Origin of the sequence: Streptomyces pinistramenti (assembly GCF_020564935.1) — a bacterium.
GTDB classification, from domain to species: Bacteria; Actinomycetota; Actinomycetes; order Streptomycetales; family Streptomycetaceae; genus Streptomyces; species Streptomyces pinistramenti.
On sequence record NZ_JAJCXB010000015.1, the window covers coordinates 34,266 to 54,796 of the forward strand.

Here is a 20,531-nt window from a genome sequence, read left to right on the forward strand (position 1 = left end):
CCGCGGCGCCGATGGCGACGTCAGCGCCTGACGGCCCGCAGAATCACGAACTTCGGGTCGGACGCGACCACTTCGCAGTTGCCGAAGAGACGGCGCAGCCGTACGTGATAGCCGAGGTGGCGGTTGCCGATGACCCACAGCTCGCCGCCGGGGCGCAGCGCGGCGCGCGCCCCGCCGAACATGCTGCGGGCGGTCGCGTCGGACGTCGCGCGATGGCTGTGGAACGGCGGATTGTTGAGCACCAGGTCCACCGAACCGGCCGGCACCTGCGACAGCGCGTCGCCGACGACGAACTCGGCCTTCGCGGTGGCGGGCGCGTTCGCCGCGAAGGTGGCCCGCGCCGATGCCACGGCCGAGAACGACTCGTCGATGAAGGTCACTTCGGCCTCCGGATCGGCCAGCGCCATCGCGGTACCGACCACGCCGTTGCCGCAGCCGAGGTCCACCACCCGCCCGGCGCCCCGGCCCGCGGGCAGATGCTCCAGCAGGAAGCGGGTGCCGATGTCGAGACGGTCGGCGCAGAAGATACCGGCGTGATTGGTGACCGTACGGCCCGAGACGACCCCGACGTCCGCCGGCAGCGGATAGCTGCGCGGCCAGGAGCTGGAGGTGCGGGGGAGGCCGGGATCGGGTGTGCAGAAGATCAGCCGCGCCTTCTTGGCGGCGAGGGAGGTCCGGGTCGGGCCGAGGATCTGCTCGAACAGCTTCAGGGTCGAGGTGTGGATCTCGGTGACCATGCCCGCGCCGACGATGCGGGTGCCGGCGTGCACGGCGGGCGCCAGCCGGCGCAGCTGGTCCTCCAGCAGCGCGAGGCTCTTCGGCACGCGGACCAGCAGCAGGTCGATCCGCTCCGGCGGAGTGTCCAGCACGGAGTGCAGCCGTACCGCCTCCGGGTCGGCGCCGCTGCGCCGCAGATTCGCCACCGTCGCCCGCTGCGTGAGGTACGAGTCCGTGATCTGCACCGGGCGCCGGGCGGCCAGCGCGGTGACCAGGGCGCCCCACCGGTCGCCGAGGACGACGGTGGTGCCGGGGGAGCGGGGGGCGGCCTCGGGCTCGGTATCCGCCTCGGTCTCGGCGAGGTGCTGGAGCAGGTACGCGTCGGCGGCGTCCCAGGCGCGGAGCGTGTCGCGGGGGTCTTCGGGGAAGCGGGTGAGGTCGAACGCACCCCAGGACGTCGTGAAACGGTTCATCGTGGGCTCAGGCTAGCCGAGAGCGGGCAGGGCACGCGGCGGGGCCGCCGGGCCACCGGCCGCCCGAGCGGCGGTTACCGCGGGTGACCTGTGGTGCCCGCGTCGCGGGCCCGGCCGGAGTCGTGCCGCAGGGGCTCATTGCCGCTTTGGTTCATTGCCGCGTTGCGGCTGCGCCGCGGTGAGGGCGCGGACGACGAAGATGCCCGCCAACGCCGCGCCGACGACGGCCGCGTCACCGGCCAGGAGCAGCGGCGCACCCTCGTAGGCGCGTGCGATGACCTTGTCCGTCGAGTCCGCGTAGTTCGGGCCCAGCCCGCTCAGCCCGGCGAGCCACAGGCCCCACCACCAGTTCACGGCGCGCGGCAGCCGCTCCCCGGGGGCGCTCGCGCGGTGGATGTCGGCGACGATGCCGCGGGGCACCCAAAGGTTCATGACGGGCACGATCCAGCCTGCGTAGACCCATGGCCAGGCGTAGCGCGGCGGCTGCCCCGAGAGGGCGCGGGCGTTGTCCCGTACGCGCCACAGCCAGGCCAGGAAGGCAATCGCGCAGAGCGCCGTGGCCGCGTCTCCCAGGGCGCTGACGAGGTGGTAGGCGTTCTCCAGGGCGGTCAGCGGGCGGTGCCTGCCGTCGCCCTGGTCCGGCGGCCCGGAAGCGGGCATCCCGGACCTGGCGAGCTGGAACTGCCACAGTCCTCGGGCCACCCAGGCGGCGGCTGCGAGGGCGAGGGCGGCGACGGCGCAGCGGGCGGCTCCGCGCACCGGGCGCAGGGAGGGCGACGCTATGTGATCGTTCACCCGGGCATCCTGGCGCACGGAAGGCCGCGGATGCCAGGCAGGGCTGACGCAGCCGGCCCATCGGCCGGTTGGTCTGCGTTCGGCTGGAGTGGTCAACTTGCTTGCGGTACCCGTCACGTGATCCTGAGTCATATGAAACTCTGCGGCCGGCTTCCGGTGTCCGGTGCACCCGGTCCTCCCTGACCTCCCGGCCCACTCGCGGATCGGCACACCGGACGGCCTCCGGTTCAACTGTCGGCGGGCCTCGGAGCCGCCATAGACTTGAGGGGCTGGTCCGGGGGCACGGGGACCGGAGGGGGACGGCTGCCCCAGGAGGACGCGATGTTGCGGCACACCAGACTGGCCGGGGAATCGGCGGACTACCTTGCCGCCCGCGAAGAGCTGCGCCGGGCCGAGATCGACCTCATGCGCCACCGCGAGCAGGTCGCGGCCCGGCGGCGGGCACTTCCGCAGGGGCCGCCCGTCGACGACTACGTCTTCACCGAGGGCCCCGCCGACCTCGACGCAGGCGACACCCCGGTCCGCGAGGTCACCCTGAGCGGGCTGTTCACCGCTCCGGACCGCCCGCTGATCGTCTACCACCTGATGTACGGCAAGCTGCAGACCGAGCCCTGCCCGATGTGCACCCTGTGGATCGACGGCTTCAACGGCATCGCCCACCACGTCGCCCGCAACGCCGACTTCGCCCTCGCCGCTGCCGCGGGCCCGCCCGCCCTGCGGCAGCACGCCCGCCACCGTGGCTGGCACCGGCTACGGCTCCTGAGCTGCGGCGACAGCACGTTCAAGTACGACCTGGGCAGCGAGGACAAGGACGGCGAGCAGGACTCCGCCGTCTCCGTCTTCACCCGCGACGGCGACGGCACGGTCCGCCATCGCTACTCCGCCCACCCGCGCCTGGCCGACGACATCGGTGAGCGCGGCATCGACCTCCTGGCCCCCGTCTGGCACCTCCTCGACCTGACCCCGCAGGGCCGCGGAGACTGGTACCCGAACCTCGGCCACTGACCTCCGGCAGCGGTCACCACCCGCAGAGCACGGCCGGCAGCGCGCACGGAACGGCGGATCCGGGCCCGGCCCGCTCATCCCACGCTGTCCCGCCACACCCGGTGCAGCTCGGCGAAGCGGCCGCGGCCGGCGATCAGGGCGGCCGGGGGGCCGTCCTCCACGATCCGGCCGTCCGCCATGACCAGCACCCGGTCGGCGATCTCCACCGTCGACAGGCGGTGCGCGATCACCACGGACGTACGGCCGCGCAGCACGGTGTCCATGGCGCGCTGCACCGCCCGCTCGCCCGGAATGTCCAGCGAGCTGGTCGCCTCGTCCAGGATCAGCACGGCCGGGTCGGCCAGCAGGGCCCGTGCGAAGGCGACCAGCTGGCGCTGGCCCGCGGAGATCCGGCCGCCGCGCTTGCGGACGTCCGTGTCGTAACCGTCCGGCAGCGCGGCGATGAAGTCGTGCGCGCCGATCGCCTTGGCGGCCTGCTCGATCTCCGCGCGGCCGGCGTCGGGGCGGCCGATGGCGATGTTGTCGGCGACCGTGCCGGAGAACAGGAATGCCTCCTGGGTGACCATCACCACGCCACGGCGCAGCTCGGCGGTGGACAACTCCCGCAGGTCGACGCCGTCGAGCAGGACCCGGCCCTCGGTCGGGTCGTAGAAGCGGGCCAGCAGCTTGGCGAGGGTCGACTTGCCTGCGCCCGTCGATCCCACCACGGCGGTGGTTTCGCCCGCGGCCAGCGTCAGGCCGAGACGGGGCAGCACCTCGCCGCCGGTGCGGTAGGCGAAGCGGACGTCCTCGAAGGTGACCGTGCGGCCCGGCCGGCCGGCGGCGACGGTCGGCAGCGAAATCGGCGCTTCCGGCTCGGGGACGGACGGGCGCTGGGCGAGCAGTCCCGCGATCTTGCCGAGCGAAGCCGCCGCCGACTCATAGGAGTTGAGGAACACGCCCAGCCGGTCGATGGGGTCGTACAGCCGGCGCAGATACAGCACGGACGCGGCCAGGACACCCAGCGGCAGACCGCCGGCCGCCACGCGGTACGCGCCCCACAGCACGATCACGGCGACCGCGGTATTGGCCACCAGACCGGACAGGGCGACATACCGGGCCATCTCCAGGAGCGCGTCGCCGTTGACGCCTTGGTGCCGGCGGTTCAGCCGGGCGAACTCGGCTTCGTTGGACCGCTCCCGGCGGAACGCCTGCACCGGGCGGATGCCGTTGACCGTCTCCGTGAACTTCACGATGACGGTGGCGATGGCCGAGGACTTCGTGCCGTACACCCGCCGGGAACGGCGCCGGAAGGACGCCACGAGAAGGTACAGCGGGCCCGCGGAGACGAGGGCAGCGGCGCCGGAGCGCCAGTCCAGGTACAGCAGCATCGCGGTGATGTAGACCGTCGACAGGCCGACCGAGATCAGCTCTTCCAGGCCCTCCTCAAGGAGTTCGCGCAGCGACTCCACGTCCGTCGTCGCCCGGGAGATCAGCCGGCCGGAGGTGTAGCGCTCGTGGAAATCCAGGCTGAGCACCTGCGCGTGCCGGAAGATCCTGCCGCGCAGATCGAGCAGGACGTCCTGGCTGAGCCTGGCCGAACGCCGGACGAAGAGGTACTGGAGCCCGCCGGACGCCGCGGCGCACAGCGCGGCTGCCACCGCGACGGCGATCAGCGGGCCGGAGTCCTGCGCGCGCAGAGCGGGCACCGCACGGTCGAGCGCGAACGCCACGAGCAGCGGCCCCGCCTGCACCGCGGCCTGCTGGAGCAGCAGCACCACGGCCGCCGCCCAGACGCGCCGGGTGTGCGGGGCGAGCAGCGAACGCAGCAGGGAGCGCGAGGCGCCATCGGGGGCCGGCAGCACGTCCCGCTCGAAGGCGTCGCCGGGCGCGGGCCCGGCCGCCGCGCCGGAGGGGCCGCCCGGTGCGGCGGCCGTCGCGGAGACCCGGCCGTCGTCGTGGCGCTCGGGCGGCAGGTCCGTGGAAGGTGCTGTCATCGGGTGTCGCCTCCGTCGGGCCGCGGTGTTACTCCGCCGGCCGGTGGCGGGCTCCCGACCGGCTCTGTCTCCCCGGCATCGGCCGGGCCCGGGGCCTCCTCCGCCCGGCGGGCCTCTTCGGCCGCAGGCGAGGCGCCGGACATCAGGGCGGCGTACTCGGGGTGGCTCCGCAGCAGTTCGTGGTGGGTGCCGACGGCGGTGATCCGGCCGCCGGACAGCAGCGCCACCCGGTCGGCGAGCAGGACCGTGGACGGGCGGTGCGCGACGACCAGGGCGGTGGTGGTCGCCAGTACCGTGCGCAGCGCCGCCTCCACCTTCGCCTCGGTGTGCACGTCGAGCGCGGAGAGCGGGTCGTCGAGGATCAGGAAGCGGGGCCGGCCGGCCACGGCACGGGCCAGCGCGAGCCGCTGCCGCTGGCCGCCCGACAGGCTCAGCCCCTGCTCGCCGACCTGCGTGCCGGGGCCATCGGGCAGCGCGTCGACGAATCCGTCGGCCTGGGCCACCTCCAACGCGCGGCGCAGATCGGCCTCCTGGAGGTGCTCGCCGCCCATGAGGACGTTCTCCGCCGCGGTCGCCGAGAACAGCGTCGGCTCCTCGAACGCGACCGACACCAGGGCGCGGGCCTCCTCGCGGGTGAACGTGGTCAGGTCCCGCCCGTCGAGCGTGATCCGGCCCGCCGTGGCGTCGTACAGCCGCGGCACCAGGGCGGTGAGGGTGGTCTTCCCGCTGCCCGTCGTGCCGACCAGCGCCATCGTCTCGCCGGGCCTGACGTGCAGATCGATGCCGCGCAGCGTCGGCGGTGCGTCCCTGGGCGCGTCGGGATACCGGAACTCGACCCCCGCGAACTCCAGCCCGCCCCCGCCGTCGCCCGCCGTGCGGCCGCGCGCCGTCTCCCCGGCCGCGGCGGCCGGCGCCCGCTCCGGTGCGTCGTCCGCCACCGGCTCGTCCAGCACCTCGAAGTACCGGTCGGTGGCGGTCGACGCTTCGTTGCTCATCGCCAGCAGGAAGCCGATCGAGTCCACCGGCCAGCGCAGCGCGAGCGCCGTCGACAGGAACGCGACGAGGGTTCCGGCCGAGAGGCCGCCGTGCGCCACCTGGACCGTGCCCAGCACCAGCGCGGCCCCGATCGCCAGCTCGGGGAGGAAGGTGATGGCTCCCCAGATCGCCGCCAGCAGCCGGGCCTTGTGGAGTTCGGTCGCCCGTAGCTCGTGGCTCAGCTGCCGGAAGGCGCGGGCCTGGCTGCGGTGGCGCCCGAAGCCCTTCACGACCCGGATGCCGAGCACGGACTCCTCGATCACCGTCGTCAGATCGCCGACCTGGTCCAGCGCCCGGCGGGCGGCGAGCGCGTACTTCGCCTCGAACACCGAGCACACCACCATCAGCGGCAGCACCGGCGCCAGCAGGACCAGCCCGAGCCAGAACTGCTGCGCCAGCAGGATCGCGCAGCCCACCAGGATCGTGACGCTGTTGACCAGCAGGAACGTCAGCGGGAATGCCAGGAACATGCGCAGCATCTGGAGGTCGGTGGTGGCGCGGGAGAGGATCTGTCCCGAGGACCAGCGGTCGTGGAAGGCGACCGGAAGACGCTGGACGTGGCGGAACAGGGCCTCGCGCATGGACGCCTCGACCCGGGCCAGCGGCCGGGCCACCAGCCAGCGCCGCAGCCCGAACAGGCCCGCCTCGGCGACCCCCAGCAGCAGCAGATATCCGCCGCCCAGCCACGCCCCGCCCGGATCCCCCTCCGCCACCGGGCCGTCCACCAGCCACTTCAGCACCAGCGGGATGACCAGCGAGATGCACGAGGCGACCACCGCCACCACCGAGGCGGCGGCCAGCCGCCCGCGCACCGGCCGGACGAACGGCCACAGCCGTAGCAGGGAACGCACGGCGGAGTGCCCGTCGGGCCCGCCGGACGGGGAACGCGTCGGTGTACTCGTTGCAGCAGCCATCGGGAGTGAGGGTAAGGGCGACCACTGACAACGCTCACGTGGTTTTCCGCCGGGCCCGCGACCGCCGCAACAGCGTTCAGAACTCCTGCTGTTCGGCGAGGTGCGCCTCGGCCGGGATGTGGGCGTATGCGGCATGGCTGAGGCGCAGCTCGCCCGGTGCGCGAGGCGGCGGCGGGCGGCGCGCTTCCGGGTACGCCCGAGCCGCGCGGCATGCCGGGCGGTCACATACGGTGCGGTGACCGACTCATCCGTCACAATTCGGCACATGTCCGGTGATAAGAACCGCAACTCCCAGCGCACCGCCCGCCGATCGCCTGCCCGCTCCACCACGCAGGCCGGGCGCCGCGCCCTCCTCGCCCTGGCGGCCCTGCTCTGCCTGACCGCACTGGCCGGCTGCACGGTCCCTGGCGGGCTGCTCAGCGGTAAGCCGCCCGGTCCCCGGCACGCGATCGAGGTCGTCCCGGGCGACGGCGCGCACGGCGTACGGGCGGAGGGACGGTTCGAGGTCCGGGTGCCCGCCGGGCGGCTGCAGCGGGTGGTCGTCAAGCGGGCCGGGGACACCGGGCAGGCGTCCGTCGCGGGCCGGATCTCGCCGGACCGTAAGACCTGGCGGCCATCGGCAGGGCCGCTGGAGCCCGGTGCGAAGTACACCGTGGACGCGGTGGCGGTGGACGGCAAGGGTCACCGCGCGTCCCGCCACACCACCTTCACCACCTACGTGTCCCCGAACCGCCTGATCGGCTACTTCACCCCCGAGAACAAGGCCACGGTCGGCACCGGCATGATCGTCTCGCTCCAGTTCAACCGGCCGATCGCGCGCCGCGCCGTCGTCGAACGGGCCGTCTCGGTCACCGCGGAACCGGACGTGGAGATCGCCGCCCACTGGTTCGGCAACCAGCGGCTGGACTTCCGTCCGCGCGAGCGCTGGCAGCCGGGCACCGAAGTCACGGTGGACCTCCGGCTGCGCGGGGTGAAGGCGGGCCCCCATGCGTTCGGGACGCAGCAGAAAACCGTCCGCTTCCGGATCGGCAGGGACCAGACCAGTGTCATCGACGCGGCCACACACACTCTGACGGTCAGCCGCGACGACAAGGTGACGGCCACCCTTCCGGTTACCGCGGGCGACCGGAAGAACCCCACGTACAACGGGAAGATGGTGATCCTGGAGCGGCACAAGGTGACACGGATGAACAGCAGGACCGTCGGCTTCGGCGGCGAGTACGACATCCCGGACGTGCCGCACGCCATGCGGCTGACCCCGTCGGGGACCTTCCTGCACGGCAACTACTGGGCGCCGCCCGAGGTCTTCGGCTGGGACAACACCAGCCACGGCTGCGTCGGCCTGCGGGACATCAAGGGCGGCGGGCGGGGCACACCCGCCGGGTGGCTCTTCGCGCAGTCGATGGTCGGCGACATCGTGGAGGTGCGGAACTCGAAGGACCGCACCGTCGCGCCGGACAACGGGCTCGGCGGCTGGAACATGCCGTGGGAACAGTGGCGCCAGGGGAGCGTGCTGTAGCCGCGTCCGCGCGCTCGCACGACCGCGTCCGGCCGGCCCGTCGGACGTCCCGCCCGCCGCCCGCACGCCCGCCGCCGTTCTGCCGCCCCGCCCCAACCTCCGCCCGCACGGCCACCTTCCGTGCCGTTACGCACCACCCGCAGCACCAGGAAACGGAACGGTTCCCTCGCCGGGCATCGCACTGTCGGACCGGTGTGGTTATCTATCGGCACGCGCGCAGCGGTCCGTCACGCAGGGCGGCAGGCGGCGTGCCGGTAGGCGGTGTTCCGCGCGCGGGGGAGTGCGCGCGGTGCGAGGGGGAAAGGGGCCAGTCGTGAGTCAGCCGATGGCGAAGGAGCCGGTGCGCCGGCGATGGCCGCGGCGCGGCGGGATACCGCTGGCGCTGTTGCTCGGATCCGTGCTGCTGGTGACGGCGTGCGGCGGCGGTGCGGCCGACCGGAAGGAGCCGGGCGGCAAGGCGGGGAGCGGCAGGGCCGCCTCGCAGGCGGCCGTGACCGTATCGCCCGAGGACGGCGCCGACGGCGTCGCCACCAGCGGCGCGCTGAACGTGACGGCCCGGAAGGGCAAGCTCAGATCCGTCAAGGTCAAGGACGACAAGGGCAACGAGGTCGGCGGCAGGATATCCGGCGACGGCGCGCGGTGGCGGCCCGGCGGCCATCTCGGGGCGTCGACCGAGTACACCGTCGATGCGGTGGCCGTCGACAGCCGGGGCCGGGAGTCCGCCGAACACTCCCGCTTCACCACGCTCGTCCCCAAGAACACCTTCATCGGCCGCTACACCCCGGACGGCGGCCGGCGGGTCGGCGTCGGGATGCCGGTCTCGATCCGCTTCACCCGCGGCATCACCGACCCCGCCGCCGTCGAGAACGCCGTCAAGGTCACCGCCGAGCCGCCCGTCCCGGTCGAGACCCACTGGTTCGGCAACGACCGCCTGGACTTCCGCCCCGAGACGTACTGGGCGCCGGGCACCAAGGTCACCCTCCGGCTCGCTCTGGACGGCGTCGAGGGCCGCCCGGGTGTCTACGGCACCCAGGACAAGTCGGTGTCGTTCACGGTCGGCCGCAGCCAGGTGAGCACCGTCGACGCCGCGTCGAAGAAGATGACCGTGGTCCGCGACGGCAAGAGGATCAAGACCATCCCGATATCCGCTGGCGCACCGGGCACCGAGACCTACAACGGCCGCATGGTGATCAGCGAGAAGCTGCCGGTCACCCGGATGAACGGCGACACCGTCGGCTTCGGCGGCCAGTACGACATCAAGGACGTCCCGCACGCCATGCGGCTCAGCACCTCCGGGACGTTCATCCACGGCAACTACTGGTCGGGCAGAGCGGCGTTCGGCACCCGGAACGCCAGCCACGGCTGCGTGGGACTGTTCGACCAGCGTGGCGGCGGCGACGCGTCCACCCCCGCGGCCTGGTTCTTCGACCACTCGCTGATAGGCGACGTGGTGATCGTCAAGAACTCGCACGACGAGACGATCCAGCCGGACAACGGCTTCAGCGACTGGAACCTCTCCTGGAAGCAGTGGAAGGCCGGGCGGTAGGACGGCAAGCGGCGCGGCGGCGCGGGGCCGGGCGCCACTGTGACCAAGTGCACCGCAGCCGCCGCCGTTAACGGCAACTAACCTTCCCTGCATGACTGTGAACTTCGAGGTCGCCGATGGCGTCGGCACCATCAGCCTGGACCGCCCGCCGATGAACGCGCTGGACATCGCCACCCAGGACCGGCTCCGCGAGCTGGCCGATGAGGCCACCCGGCGGGATGACGTGCGCGCCGTCGTGGTGCGCGGCAGCGAGAAGGTGTTCGCGGCCGGCGCGGACATCAAGGAAATGCAGGACATGGACCACCCGGCCATGATCGTCCGCTCCAAGGCGCTGCAGGACGCGTTCACCGCCGTGGCCCGCATTCCCAAGCCGGTGGTCGCCGCGGTCACCGGCTACGCGCTGGGCGGCGGCTGCGAGTTGGCGCTCTGCGCCGACTTCCGGATCGCGGCCGACAACGCCAAGCTCGGGCAGCCGGAGATCCTGCTCGGCCTCATCCCGGGCGCCGGCGGCACCCAGCGGCTGGCCCGGCTGGTCGGCCCGTCCAAGGCCAAGGACCTGATCTTCACCGGCCGTCAGGTCAAGGCCGACGAGGCGCTGAGCATCGGCCTGGTCGACCGGGTGGTACCGGCCGACGAGGTCTTCGAGCAGGCGCACGCCTGGGCCGCGCGGCTGGCGAAGGGGCCCGCGCTCGCGCTGCGGGCCGCCAAGGAGGCCGTCGACGGCGGCCTGGAAACGGACCTCGACACCGGCCTGACCATCGAACGCACCTGGTTCGCCGGCCTGTTCGCGACCGAGGACCGGGAGACCGGCATGCGCAGCTTCGTCGAAGAGGGGCCGGGAAAGGCCAAGTTCCGCTGATACGGCCGGTGTTGGTGCCTTTCAGGTTTGGCCGATACCCGGTGCCTCGTGTGAGGGAATCGCGTCAGCCTTAACCGCGCCTTGCGCGCACCTTGTGCACGGGGCCTGCGCATGCCTGGTAGGCGTGGGATCTTCGCAGGTCGGACCGTGCGCGGCCGAACCTTAACTGCCGCTGGCATATGTCTCGTCGGGGGTCGCGAACCGGTGATTCCGGGCAGATGATTCTGCCGGTTCCGGCCCCGCGAGGGTCATGCAGCGGCCATGATGGGGGGCATGGCGGGCCTCGAAGGAATGGAGCAGCCGCGGCCGTGCGGTGACACGGCCGCCGTGCACCGGGGACTCCCGGAAGTGGACAGGGGGGGCGGGGCGCTGCCGGACGCCCTGCACCTCGCGGCACTCGAACTGGTCGGTGATCCGACCGTCAGCGAGGTGAGGCTGCCCTCACGCCCCGAATCCGCAGGTACCGCACGCCGGTTGACCCAGTCCGTGCTCCTGGAGCAGTGGGCCCTGTCGCCGCAGCTCGCCGAGCACGCCGTACTGCTGGTGTCGGAGCTGGTGGGCAACGCCGTACGGCACACCGGGGCGCGCCGGTTCGGGCTGCGGATGCTCCGGCGGCGCGGCTGGATCCGCATCGAGGTGCGCGATCCGTCCCGGGGGCTGCCCTGTCTGATGCCGGTCCAGGAGATGGACACCAGCGGGCGCGGCCTCTTCCTCGTCGACAAGCTCTCCGACCGCTGGGGCGTGGACCTGTTGCCGCGCGGCAAGACGACGTGGTTCGAGATGCGGGTCACCGACCGCTGAGCGGGGTGGCGCGGGTGCCGTGACAGGGCCGGAAACGGGACTGGGGCCTCCCGCGGGTTGTGCGGGTGAGGCCCCAGTGCCGACCCGCGGCGGACGGAAGGGGTGTGTCCGCGGGGTCGTGAACGACCTGGCCCGGGTCAATGGGGGTCGCTGCGGTCGACTATGGCAGGTCGGCCGCCAGTTGCCAAAGGGGCAACTACGGACAAGGTAGCCGATAATGCATACAATTGGCGCCTGATCCAAGGTGAGGTACGCCACCGGCCTTATAAACGACGGTTGAATAACCGGTTGCATCGATGGATATGCGGTGAAGGGGCGGAGTTGGAGCGCTGAGCGGCGGGACTGCGGCGTCCCGTCGGGATGCCGCTCGCCCGGTGGCGCCGGTGTGCCCCGCGTCCGGTGCCTGCTTCGGACCCGCCCCCGCGGTCCGTAGGATGGGCCGCTCATGCTCCCGTGTGCGGCCGGTGGTTCGCCTGCCGGGGAGCCGGACGGCGGGCGCCGGGCGACGGCTGCGCGCTGACGGGGAAGGAGGACGCCATGACACACGCACGCCGGCCGGCTGCCGCGATCCTGCTGCTCCTCCTCGCCGTCACCTTCGGGCCGCTGCTCTGCCGGACCGGCGGCGACCAGGCCGGGAAGGCGGCCCAGGCGACCACCGCGAGCAGCACCTTCGCGGACACCGGCACGGCGGACGCCGCCGCGGACGGACCGGGCACCGCCACCGGGCCCGTAGGCCCTGCGGCCGGACACCGGGCGGACCGCTTCGCCGTATGGACCGACGTCATCGACGTACCCAAGCGCTGCTCGGGACAGCACGCGCCCGGCAACGACGAGTCCGCCCCGCTGCCCGCCCCGCACCGCGTCGAACCCCTCGCCCCCGGCACCGCGGGCCCCGCCCCGATGGCCGTCGACGCGCCCGCGCAGTTCGCGCTGGCCCGGCCGCCCACCGCCGCCGCGGGCGACGCCGACCACTCCACCCTCCTTCCCGTACTGCGGATTTAGGCCGTTTCCGGGCTCGCCCCGCACCCGCGGGCCACGCCCCGACCGGCCCGGCCGTGCCGCCCCGGCGCCCGGCCTTTCCCCCGAGTACGACTGGAGCTTTCGCATGCCCACATCCGCCTCTCCCACCCGCAGGTTCGCCGCCGTCGGCGCGGTCATCGCCCTCGTCGTCGCCGTGATCGCCATCGCCGTCGCGGTCGGCAAGGCTGTCGAGGGCGGCCGCGACACCGGCGAGCCCGAGGCCGCCGCGTCCGTCTCGCAGCAGGAGGACGCAGGACAGCAGAAGATGTACGACCAGCTCGCAGAGCAGACCAGCAGGCGCCAGGACGGCGACCCGCTGGCGGTCGGCAGGAAAGACGCCCCGGTGGTGCTGGTCGAGTACGCCGACTACCAGTGCTCGTTCTGCGGGCGCTTCACCCGCGAGACCCAGCCCGGCCTGATCAAGAAGTACGTGGACGCCGGCACGCTGCGCATCGAGTTCCGTAACTTCACCATCTACGGTGCCGACTCCGAGCGCGCCGCCCGCGCCTCCTGGGCCGCCGGGCAGCAGGGCAGGTTCTGGCAGATGCACGACGAGCTGTACGCCAAGACCCGTAAGGGCGACGCGCTGGCCGAGGACCGGCTGGTGGAGCTGGCCCGCACCAGCGGGGTCAAGGACATCGACAGGTTCCGCAAGGACCTGGACAGCGAGGCGGCCAAGCGCGCACAGCAGAAGGACCAGGACGAGGGCTACCGGCTCGGCGTCCAGTCCACCCCGTCGTTCTTGGTCAACGGCCGTCCGGTGGCCGGCGCACAGTCCACGGAGGTGTTCGGCCGGGCGATCGAGGACGCCGCTGCCGCCGCGAAGGCGAAGGGGTCGGGCAAGTGACCGACATCGGCTACCTCGCCGCCTTCCTGGGCGGCGTCCTCGCCCTGATCAGCCCGTGCAGCGCCCTGCTGCTGCCCGCCTTCTTCGCGTACTCGCTCGCCAACCCCGGCAAGCTGCTGGCCCGTACCGGCGTCTTCTACCTGGGGCTCGCCACCACCCTCGTCCCGCTCGGCGCGGCGAGCACGGCCGCCAGCCGGCTGTTCAACGGGCACCGCGATCTGCTGGTCGCGGTCGGCGGCTGGGTCGTCATCGCGATGGGTGTCGCGCAGATCCTCGGCCTGGGCTTCGCCTCCAAGCGGGCCCAGGCGGCGGCCGCCCGGATCACCCCGCGCTCGGCCGTCTCGACCTTCCTCCTCGGCTGCGTCTACGGCCTCGCGGGCTTCTGCGCCGGCCCGATCCTCGGCGCGGTGCTGACCGTCACCGCGGTCAGCGGCTCACCGGTGTACGGCGCCTCGATGCTCGCCGTCTACGCGCTGGGCATGGCGCTGCCGCTGTTCGTCCTCGCACTGCTGTGGGACCGCTTCCGGCTCGGCAGCCGCGGCTGGCTGCGCGGCCGGGAACTCCGGGCCGGAAGGCTGCGGCTGCACACCACCTCGCTGCTGTCCGGAGTCTTCTTCGTCGGCATCGGCGTGCTGTTCCTGCTCTTCAACGGGACCAGCGCACTGCCCGGAATCCTGGACGCGGACAGCGAATTCCACGTCGAGGAATGGGTCGCGGGGATCGGGAACGCGGTGCCCGACTACGTGCTGATCGCGCTGGCCGCACTGGTCGTCGCCGCGGTGCTCGGACGGATCGCGCTGCGCCCTGAGAAGCCGGGGAAGCCGGGGAAGCAGATCAGGGAAGGCGGCGATCCGCAGGAGAGCGGGGAGGCCGCGGAGCAGGCGCGGTAACGGGGCGCGCCGGGGCCGTCGTCCAGGCTCCGACCGGAGCGGCAGCGGCCGGCCCGCTCCGGTCGGCGCCCGGCTCAGTCCTTGAGGGGGTTGGAGGTCAGATCGATCAGGTTCTTGCGGGGGTCGGACGCGACGAAGCGGTTGAACTGGGCAAGGCAGGAGAACACCAGGAGACGGCTGACACGGGGGTCGTGCACCGTGACCTCGTAGCCGGAGCGGATTCCGGCACGGCGGGAGAGCGCGAAACCCTCGGACGCGTCCGACCGGAACCGCAGACGATGTGAGAGGACGTTGTTGACCTGCGCGGCGTCGAAGGCCATCCGCAGCGGGGAAGCGTGACGCAGCCGGCTCCCGGCGCCCGCCGGTTCTCCGGCCAGCTCGCCCAGGTCGTGCTGGACGAAGGTCCAGCGGTCCGCGCTGTTCGTGCGGCTCTTGCGCTCGACGGTGCCCACCGGCGTCCGGTCGGGTAGCCATGCCTTCCATTCGCTGACGAACCCGGCGCACTCCGCCAGCCCCTGCCCGGCCGTCACGGTGTAGGGGCGTGAGCCCTCGTAGTGCACCTCCCTGTGCATACGGGCCACCGGCTCCCGCTGCCCGTTCACCCGCGCCAGGAAGGTGGTGTGCGAGCGGGCGTATTCCACTGTGACGGTGAAGGAGCTGAGCGACTGGATCACGGCCGGCCGCTTCCGGACCGCGGGCCGTTCTGCCGGTCGGCCGCGTCCTCGGTGGCCACCCGGCTCAGCTTGGCGATGAGGTGCTTGATGTCGTCCACCTCCGAGCCCGCCCGGAGCTGTTCGTAGATCTCTTCGGTCACGGCGTCCTGGCGGGCGGTCTTGCTCTCCAGCAACTCGTCACCGATCTGGTCCGTGGCCGCGATACGCGCCTCGTCGGCGGGATCCAGCGGTGAACCGGGCGGCTCGGGGTGCTGAGGGTTGACGGGCCGGTACGACGACATGGCGCCCTCCAAAAAGGTCGTCAGGGACGGGAAAGGGGTGGCGGGAGAGGGGGAAGACGCAGTGGCAGCGCCTGATCGGGCGTGGCCGGGCGGGACCGTGACGACAGGACCTGGCTAGGCCGCGGGGAGCATACCGATGCGCGCGGCGCCGGCCGCAGGGCTCCAGCCACTGCTCATTTCGAACGAGAAGCCGCGCTGCTCCACATCGTCGATCAGGCTGCCCACCGTCGGCATCGGGGAATCCAGCGCCTCGGTCACCTTCTTGACCGCTTCTTCGATTCCCTTGACGGCCTTTTCGATTCCCTCGTAGATGCCCTCGATGATTTTGATGGCCGTGATGATCTTGCTGACTATCTTGTAGATCTTGTACAGCTTGTAGGCCGAGTACAGGCCGGCGCCGATGTCCGCCAGCGGGTCCTCGGGGCCGAGGCCGACGGCCTCGATGGCCGCGTCACCGGCGAGCATCTCCGCGCCCTCCTTGGCGAGTTGCTCGACCTCTTTGTTGATCAGGTCGTCCAGGGCCCGCAGTGCCTGGTGGAGGAGGACGATGACGACGTCGTAGCCGTCCTTGTACGCCTTGGCCACGATCTTGGCGGCGTCCCCGACGCCGCCGATACCCATCGTCCACCGGAACAGATAGGAATCGAAGGCCGTTCCCGTATCGCCCTTCCACTCGCTCCCGAGAGCCCAGGACCCCTTGCGCAGGGTGCCCGCGACCGTGTAGACGGCAGCCCCCAGGCTGTCGTACGCATCGTGGAGGGACATGAGCCGCCCGTAATCACCGAGGACGGGCTTGAGAAGAAGTTCGATCAGGCTCTGGCCCGTAAGGAAGCTGAATACCTTGTCGGCGGTCTTCAGCTCACTCTTCATTCCCAGCAGCATCAGCTGGTGGTGGATGTTCTTCGTGGTGGCTTCTTCCGCGTTGACCGGCGCCTTGAGGGACACCGCTTCATCGGTGAAATCAGCGACTTGAGAGGCGCCGGGAAGGGCGCTGATGTTCGGGAAGTGGGAGATCGCATCCGGGTAAATGGAGTGCAGGTCCGCCATGGTCTGCTGATCGGCTGTGGCGTAGTCGCTGCCCGTCCGGCGGACCTTGTCCTCGATCACTCCCATTCCCCGGTGGCATTGCGCGAGTTTGCCGGAGAAGTAAAGTGCCGCCTTCGGTACCAGGAGTCGCAACGGCAGCAGGATCCCCTCCAGGTCATCGTCCTTGCTGCAGTGCTGGTCGCCGTACCGCTGAATGTCGCCGAGGTGACCGGCCTGCTTCGACGTCAGGTCGGCATACTGGTGGAAATTACCCTGGGACGGCGCCTGAAATCCCGACATAAAGGTCCCCCGCGTGGTGTGGTGCTGGTACTCCAGGGGGATGGGCAGGGGCACGTGCACCCCGTGGCCGCACTGTCATCCCCCTGTGAGTTGAGGCCACGGCGAGAATAGGTGACCCGAGTCGCGGACGGACCACGGTTTGCTTTTGATGAAGTTTTCGCGTCCAAAAAAATTGCTTAATTATTTCGTTGCTTCTCTTTTGCTTTTTGAGAGCGGCCAGGCCGTCGCAGGTACTGCCGTCGGAGTTCTAAGCGATGCGCCGCCGGTGCACATGCGGGTGTGCGTCCGCCCGGCGTCGCCGGTCGTTGCAGAGCAGGCACTTGCCGTAGCCCGGCGGAAGCGGATCCTCCGGGTCGCCGTACAGCGGATCGACGGCGCCGTGCGGATGGACGGCGCAGCCGGTCGGGCCGTTCTCCTCGCTGAGCGAGCTGGCGGCGGTCAGCGCCTGGCGGAGGACGTCGACGAGCTGGTCGGCGTCCCGCCGGGTCGGGGCGGCTTGCAGGGACGAGGCAATGTCGGATGCGGTGGTCAGCGCGGTCCGGAGTTCGCGCAGTTGTGCGTAACCCATGCCTCGGAGCGTAGGCGGCCCCACTGACAGTTGATCTTCCGATCGCACTTCGCGGCTTCCCATGGCCGCATCCCTGCCCACTCCCGCCGACGGATTAGCCCCCGCACGGTGACCGTCGCCTTACCGGCTCATGACAGGTCCGTGCGCGGCCGGCGGGCGCACGCCGACGGGCCCGGGGCGGGGTGCCCGCGGGCCCGTCGGCGAGTCCGGTGTCAGGGGGCGACCGGCAGGGCGCGCTTGTGGCCGGTGAGGCGGTAACGGCGGACGATCGTCTCGAAGGCCGCGTCGGGCACCGGCCGGCCCACCAGGAAGTCGTCGATCTGGTCGTAGGACACCCCGAGCGCGTCCTCGTCGGGCTTGCCCGGGTCGAGGGTCTCCAGATCGGCCGTCGGCACCTTTTCGACCAGCTCGGCCGGGGCGCCGAGGGCCGCGGCCACCGCGCGCACCCGGCGCTTGGTCAGCCCGGTCAGCGGGACGACGTCGGCCGCGCCGTCGCCGAACTTGGTGAAGAAGCCGGAGACCGCCTCGGCCGCGTGGTCGGTGCCCACGACCAGGCCGTCCTGGGCGCCCGCCACCGCGTACTGCGCGATCATCCGCTGCCGGGCCTTGACGTTGCCCTGCACGAAGTCCTGGTGATGCGCGTCACGGAACTCCACGCCGCCGTCCAGTGCGGCCGCCAGCGCGGCGTCGCTCGCCGGCCGGATGTCGACGGTCAGCAGCCGGTCGGCCCGGATGAAGTCCAGTGCCAGCCGGGCGTCCTTCTCGTCGGCCTGCACGCCGTACGGCAGCCGCATGGCGAAGAACGTCGCGTCGTGCCCGGCGACGCGGGCCCGCTCCACGGCGAGCTGGCAGAGCCGGCCCGCCGTGGTGGAGTCCACGCCGCCGCTTATCCCGAGCACCAGTGACCGCAGGCCGGTCGAAGTCAGCCGCTCCGCGAGGAAGGCCACCCGGCGCTCGATCTCCTGCTCGGCGTCGAAGGACGCGGTCACCTGGAGATCCCGGGCGATCTCCTGCTGCACGGTCATGGACGCCGGGTCGGTCACGGCTGCTCCTTGTGTCTGGGGTTTCCTCCGGCCGGTGGGCCGGCTACGGAAACCTTATGACGGGTGCGCCCACTTCTTGAGGGCGGCCTTGTCGGCGAAGGCCCCGACGTTCTTGTCCAGCGGGGAGTCGGTGTACTGGTGGATGCGCCACTTCGCCTTGATCCTCGGATGCCCCGCGGAGACGTAGTCGGCGATCCACAGGCCGTCGGCGGCGTACGACGTGGTGTCGTGGTTGAGCCAGAAGTCGCGGTTGCAGTAGAGCATCACGCGGTGCGTCGGGCGGAGCTTCTTCACCTCCAGCAGGAACTGGTCCTTCTGCGCGTTGCTCGCGTACGTCCCGTCGCCGGTGCGTTCCCAGTCGGCGGCCAGGACGTCGCCCTGGACGGACGCGCACTTCTCGACGAAGTACTTGGCCTGGGCCGCGATGTTCCCGGGCCACAGGAAGTGGTAGAAGCCGACCACACAGCCCGCCTTGCGGGCCTTGGCGGCCTGCGCGGACTGGTGCGGATTGATGTAGGACCGGCCCTCGGTGGCCTTGACGAACACGAAGTCCAGCCCGTCGGTGGAAAACGACGAGTTGTACGAGCTGATATCGACACCGTGCAGCATGAGCGGCCTCCCGCCGATCGGACCTGCGTTTCCGAAGCGTCATCTGCGTCCCAGCAGTTCAGCATGGGCACGTCCTGAGACGCCAGATCAGGGTCGTGAAGTTCCCTACAGCGAGGGTGTGTTGGTGACGGAGGGGGCGGTCGGGGCGGACGAGGCACCGGTTGTTCCGCGGACCGCCGGGTCCGCCCCGCGGTGCGCCGCCGGTGCGCCGTTCCCGGGCCGGCGCACGGCGGTGAGGATCCGGCGCGCCAGGCGCCGTCCGCGCGCGCGGGCCCACCCCAGAACGCGCCGCAGCGCCCGCCGCCTGCGGGTGGACCGCAGTTCCTCGAAGAGGCGCTGGTAGCGGGCGGCGATCGGCCCGGGGTCGTAGCGCGTCGCGCTGTGCAGCGCGGCGGCGGCCATCCGCCCGCGGCGCTCCGGATCCTCGACCAGCGTGAGCAGGGCACCGGCCAGCGCCATCCCGTCGCCGCGCGGTACCAGCAGCCCGTCCGTGCCGTCCGTGATGATCTCGGCGGGGCCCAGCGGGCAGTCGGTGCTGACGACCGGCACGCCGCAGCGCATCGCCTCGACGAGCGTCATGCCGAAGGACTCGGCGTCCGACGCGGAGGCGACGACGGCGGCCTTGGCGAACTCCGCCTCGATCGGCGAGCGCGGACCGGTCAGCTCCGCCCGGTCGCCGAGGCCGAGTCCGTCGATCAGCTGCTGGAGCCCGGCCCGCTCGGCGCCGCCGCCGTGGATCCGCAGGCGCCAGTCCGGGTGCTTGGCCGCGACCGCGGAGAACGCCTCGATCAGCAGGTCGAAACGCTTGCCGGGGACCAGCCGGCCGGCCGCCGCGATCACCTTGCCGGTGCCGTCGGACGGCGGGACCTGCGGCGCGGGCACGATGTTGGGCACCGCCTGGATGCGGACGCCGGGCAGCGGCATCCGGGCGCGGTAGACCGCGGCGTCCGCCTCGGTGGTGGTGACCACGGCGTCCAGCGTCCGGTAGTGGCGGGCGAGTTCGGCCCGCAGCCGCTTGCCGTGCGCGTCGTGGCGCAGGTGTTCCTGGGCGATGCGCAGCGCGCGGTGCGGGGCGAAGCGGGCCACGTAGACGTTGATGCCGGGACGGGTGCCGATCACCACGTCCGCGTCGGTGGCCCGCAGGTGGGCGGCGGCCCGGATGTCGACCAGCCGGCTGTACTGCTCGTACCGCTTCTCGGCCGCGGGGAAGTCGTGCGCGGGCTCGGAGAACCGCGGGTCCGCCATGTCGTCGCTGCCGACCCGGGTGTCCACCAGCGGGACGAGCCGCACCCGGGGGTCGACGGCGAACCGCGGGACCTCCCGGTGGCGCAGCATCGAGACGATCTCCACGTCGTGCCGGTCGGCGAGGGCGGCGGCGAGATTGAGCGTGGTGCGGATGGTGCCGCCGATGGCATAGGCGTTGTGCAGCAGGAGGGTGATCTTCATCCGGTCTTTCCCGGTAGGTACGCCGCGTCTCTCCGGCCGTCCGGCCCGGCGCGGCGGCCGGACGCCCCGGGCCTACCGTCCGGCCCGTGGCCACGCTGGCGGCACGGGGTAAGCCCGCGGCGTGGTCCGGGTGAGAGCCCGGTAAGAAAGCCGCGGGGGCCCCACGGCCCTGAGCGCCCGACCCACC

19 protein-coding genes are annotated in these 20,531 nt (G+C 71.9%); 8 read left to right on the forward strand and 11 right to left on the reverse strand.

The features are described from left to right. Positions 1-20 precede the first annotated feature (20 nt). Positions 21-1,190: a methyltransferase gene (locus tag LIU39_RS13260; protein ID WP_227046875.1), complete on the reverse strand. Its 1,170-nt coding sequence runs from the start codon at positions 1,188-1,190 to the stop codon at positions 21-23. A gap of 135 nt (positions 1,191-1,325) precedes the next feature. Continuing rightward, a complete protein-coding gene (locus LIU39_RS13265) occupies positions 1,326-1,985 on the reverse strand; it encodes a DUF4328 domain-containing protein (RefSeq protein WP_227046876.1) in 660 nt (219 codons plus the stop codon). 321 nt (positions 1,986-2,306) lie between these two features. Here LIU39_RS13265 and LIU39_RS13270 point away from each other — a divergent pair, with 321 nt between their 5' ends. Continuing rightward, positions 2,307-2,990 (forward strand): DUF899 family protein, encoded by a 684-nt coding sequence (locus LIU39_RS13270; RefSeq protein WP_227046877.1) that lies wholly within the window; start codon positions 2,307-2,309, stop codon positions 2,988-2,990. A 74-nt stretch (positions 2,991-3,064) separates the two neighbouring features. Here the strand turns inward: LIU39_RS13270 and LIU39_RS13275 are convergent, their stop codons facing one another. Together LIU39_RS13275 and LIU39_RS13280 are read right to left on the reverse strand one after the other, a co-directional pair. After that, positions 3,065-4,966 (reverse strand): ABC transporter ATP-binding protein, encoded by a 1,902-nt coding sequence (locus LIU39_RS13275; protein ID WP_227046878.1) that lies wholly within the window; start codon positions 4,964-4,966, stop codon positions 3,065-3,067. Next, positions 4,963-6,915, reverse strand: coding sequence for an ABC transporter ATP-binding protein (locus LIU39_RS13280; RefSeq protein ID WP_227046879.1), 1,953 nt, complete (start codon positions 6,913-6,915; stop codon positions 4,963-4,965). Before LIU39_RS13280 ends, LIU39_RS13275 begins: the two co-directional genes overlap by 4 nt. A 265-nt stretch (positions 6,916-7,180) precedes the next feature. Here LIU39_RS13280 and LIU39_RS13285 point away from each other — a divergent pair, with 265 nt between their 5' ends. The 7 genes from LIU39_RS13285 to LIU39_RS13315 all read left to right on the forward strand — a co-directional run bounded on the left by LIU39_RS13285 (position 7,181) and on the right by LIU39_RS13315 (position 14,397). Beyond that, positions 7,181-8,434: a L,D-transpeptidase gene (locus tag LIU39_RS13285; protein ID WP_227046880.1), complete on the forward strand. Its 1,254-nt coding sequence runs from the start codon at positions 7,181-7,183 to the stop codon at positions 8,432-8,434. Between the two features lie 325 nt (positions 8,435-8,759). Further along, positions 8,760-9,980: a L,D-transpeptidase gene (locus LIU39_RS13290; protein ID WP_227046957.1), complete on the forward strand. Its 1,221-nt coding sequence runs from the start codon at positions 8,760-8,762 to the stop codon at positions 9,978-9,980. A 91-nt stretch (positions 9,981-10,071) separates the two neighbouring features. Beyond that, positions 10,072-10,839: an enoyl-CoA hydratase/isomerase family protein gene (locus tag LIU39_RS13295; RefSeq protein WP_227046881.1), complete on the forward strand. Its 768-nt coding sequence runs from the start codon at positions 10,072-10,074 to the stop codon at positions 10,837-10,839. A gap of 273 nt (positions 10,840-11,112) precedes the next feature. Next, entirely contained in the window at positions 11,113-11,640 is a 528-nt protein-coding gene (locus LIU39_RS13300; RefSeq protein ID WP_372463851.1) for an ATP-binding protein, read from the forward strand. A 537-nt stretch (positions 11,641-12,177) separates the two neighbouring features. Then, positions 12,178-12,642 carry a hypothetical protein gene (locus LIU39_RS13305; protein WP_227046883.1) on the forward strand — a complete coding sequence of 155 codons (465 nt, stop codon included), beginning with the start codon at positions 12,178-12,180 and terminating at the stop codon, positions 12,640-12,642. Positions 12,643-12,745: 103 nt separating this feature from the next. Next, complete coding sequence (locus LIU39_RS13310) at positions 12,746-13,507, forward strand: DsbA family protein (RefSeq protein ID WP_227046884.1); 762 nt, start codon at positions 12,746-12,748, stop codon at positions 13,505-13,507. Continuing rightward, on the forward strand, positions 13,504-14,397 hold the full coding sequence (locus LIU39_RS13315) for a cytochrome c biogenesis CcdA family protein (protein ID WP_227046885.1): 894 nt from the start codon (positions 13,504-13,506) through the stop codon (positions 14,395-14,397). The genes LIU39_RS13310 and LIU39_RS13315 overlap by 4 nt, the downstream gene beginning before the upstream one ends. Before the next feature lie 74 nt (positions 14,398-14,471). Here LIU39_RS13315 and LIU39_RS13320 read toward each other — a convergent pair whose 3' ends face one another. The 7 genes from LIU39_RS13320 to LIU39_RS13350 all read right to left on the reverse strand — a co-directional run bounded on the left by LIU39_RS13320 (position 14,472) and on the right by LIU39_RS13350 (position 20,344). Beyond that, a complete protein-coding gene (locus tag LIU39_RS13320; protein ID WP_227046886.1) occupies positions 14,472-15,071 on the reverse strand; it encodes a hypothetical protein in 600 nt (199 codons plus the stop codon). Further along, positions 15,068-15,352: a hypothetical protein gene (locus LIU39_RS13325; RefSeq protein ID WP_227046887.1), complete on the reverse strand. Its 285-nt coding sequence runs from the start codon at positions 15,350-15,352 to the stop codon at positions 15,068-15,070. The genes LIU39_RS13320 and LIU39_RS13325 overlap by 4 nt, the downstream gene beginning before the upstream one ends. Before the next feature lie 114 nt (positions 15,353-15,466). After that, positions 15,467-16,732: a WXG100 family type VII secretion target gene (locus LIU39_RS13330; protein WP_227046888.1), complete on the reverse strand. Its 1,266-nt coding sequence runs from the start codon at positions 16,730-16,732 to the stop codon at positions 15,467-15,469. Positions 16,733-16,925: 193 nt separating this feature from the next. Beyond that, positions 16,926-17,246, reverse strand: a complete 321-nt coding sequence (locus LIU39_RS13335; protein ID WP_227046889.1) for a hypothetical protein — start codon at positions 17,244-17,246, stop codon at positions 16,926-16,928. A 212-nt stretch (positions 17,247-17,458) separates the two neighbouring features. Beyond that, on the reverse strand, positions 17,459-18,289 hold the full coding sequence (gene nadE / locus LIU39_RS13340) for an NAD(+) synthase (protein ID WP_308409379.1): 831 nt from the start codon (positions 18,287-18,289) through the stop codon (positions 17,459-17,461). Positions 18,290-18,343: 54 nt separating this feature from the next. After that, positions 18,344-18,898: a GH25 family lysozyme gene (locus tag LIU39_RS13345; RefSeq protein WP_227046890.1), complete on the reverse strand. Its 555-nt coding sequence runs from the start codon at positions 18,896-18,898 to the stop codon at positions 18,344-18,346. Between the two features lie 105 nt (positions 18,899-19,003). Further along, complete coding sequence (locus tag LIU39_RS13350) at positions 19,004-20,344, reverse strand: glycosyltransferase family 4 protein (protein ID WP_227046891.1); 1,341 nt, start codon at positions 20,342-20,344, stop codon at positions 19,004-19,006. Positions 20,345-20,531: the final 187 nt, after the last annotated feature.

Bases quoted from the DNA above. Each gene is read 5' to 3' on its own strand.
- LIU39_RS13335 (WP_227046889.1), bottom strand. From the start codon at position 17,246: ATGGGTTACGCACAACTGCGCGAACTCCGGACCGCGCTGACCACCGCA.
- LIU39_RS13280 (WP_227046879.1), bottom strand. From the start codon at position 6,915: ATGGCTGCTGCAACGAGTACACCGACGCGTTCCCCGTCCGGCGGGCCC.
- LIU39_RS13295 (WP_227046881.1), top strand. From the start codon at position 10,072: ATGACTGTGAACTTCGAGGTCGCCGATGGCGTCGGCACCATCAGCCTG.
- LIU39_RS13345 (WP_227046890.1), bottom strand. From the start codon at position 18,898: ATGCTGCACGGTGTCGATATCAGCTCGTACAACTCGTCGTTTTCCACC.
- LIU39_RS13275 (WP_227046878.1), bottom strand. From the start codon at position 4,966: ATGACAGCACCTTCCACGGACCTGCCGCCCGAGCGCCACGACGACGGC.
- LIU39_RS13290 (WP_227046957.1), top strand. From the start codon at position 8,760: ATGGCGAAGGAGCCGGTGCGCCGGCGATGGCCGCGGCGCGGCGGGATA.
- LIU39_RS13305 (WP_227046883.1), top strand. From the start codon at position 12,178: ATGACACACGCACGCCGGCCGGCTGCCGCGATCCTGCTGCTCCTCCTC.
- LIU39_RS13325 (WP_227046887.1), bottom strand. From the start codon at position 15,352: ATGTCGTCGTACCGGCCCGTCAACCCTCAGCACCCCGAGCCGCCCGGT.
- LIU39_RS13270 (WP_227046877.1), top strand. From the start codon at position 2,307: ATGTTGCGGCACACCAGACTGGCCGGGGAATCGGCGGACTACCTTGCC.
- LIU39_RS13260 (WP_227046875.1), bottom strand. From the start codon at position 1,190: ATGAACCGTTTCACGACGTCCTGGGGTGCGTTCGACCTCACCCGCTTC.
- LIU39_RS13285 (WP_227046880.1), top strand. From the start codon at position 7,181: ATGTCCGGTGATAAGAACCGCAACTCCCAGCGCACCGCCCGCCGATCG.
- LIU39_RS13300 (WP_372463851.1), top strand. From the start codon at position 11,113: ATGGCGGGCCTCGAAGGAATGGAGCAGCCGCGGCCGTGCGGTGACACG.
- LIU39_RS13310 (WP_227046884.1), top strand. From the start codon at position 12,746: ATGCCCACATCCGCCTCTCCCACCCGCAGGTTCGCCGCCGTCGGCGCG.
- LIU39_RS13350 (WP_227046891.1), bottom strand. From the start codon at position 20,344: ATGAAGATCACCCTCCTGCTGCACAACGCCTATGCCATCGGCGGCACC.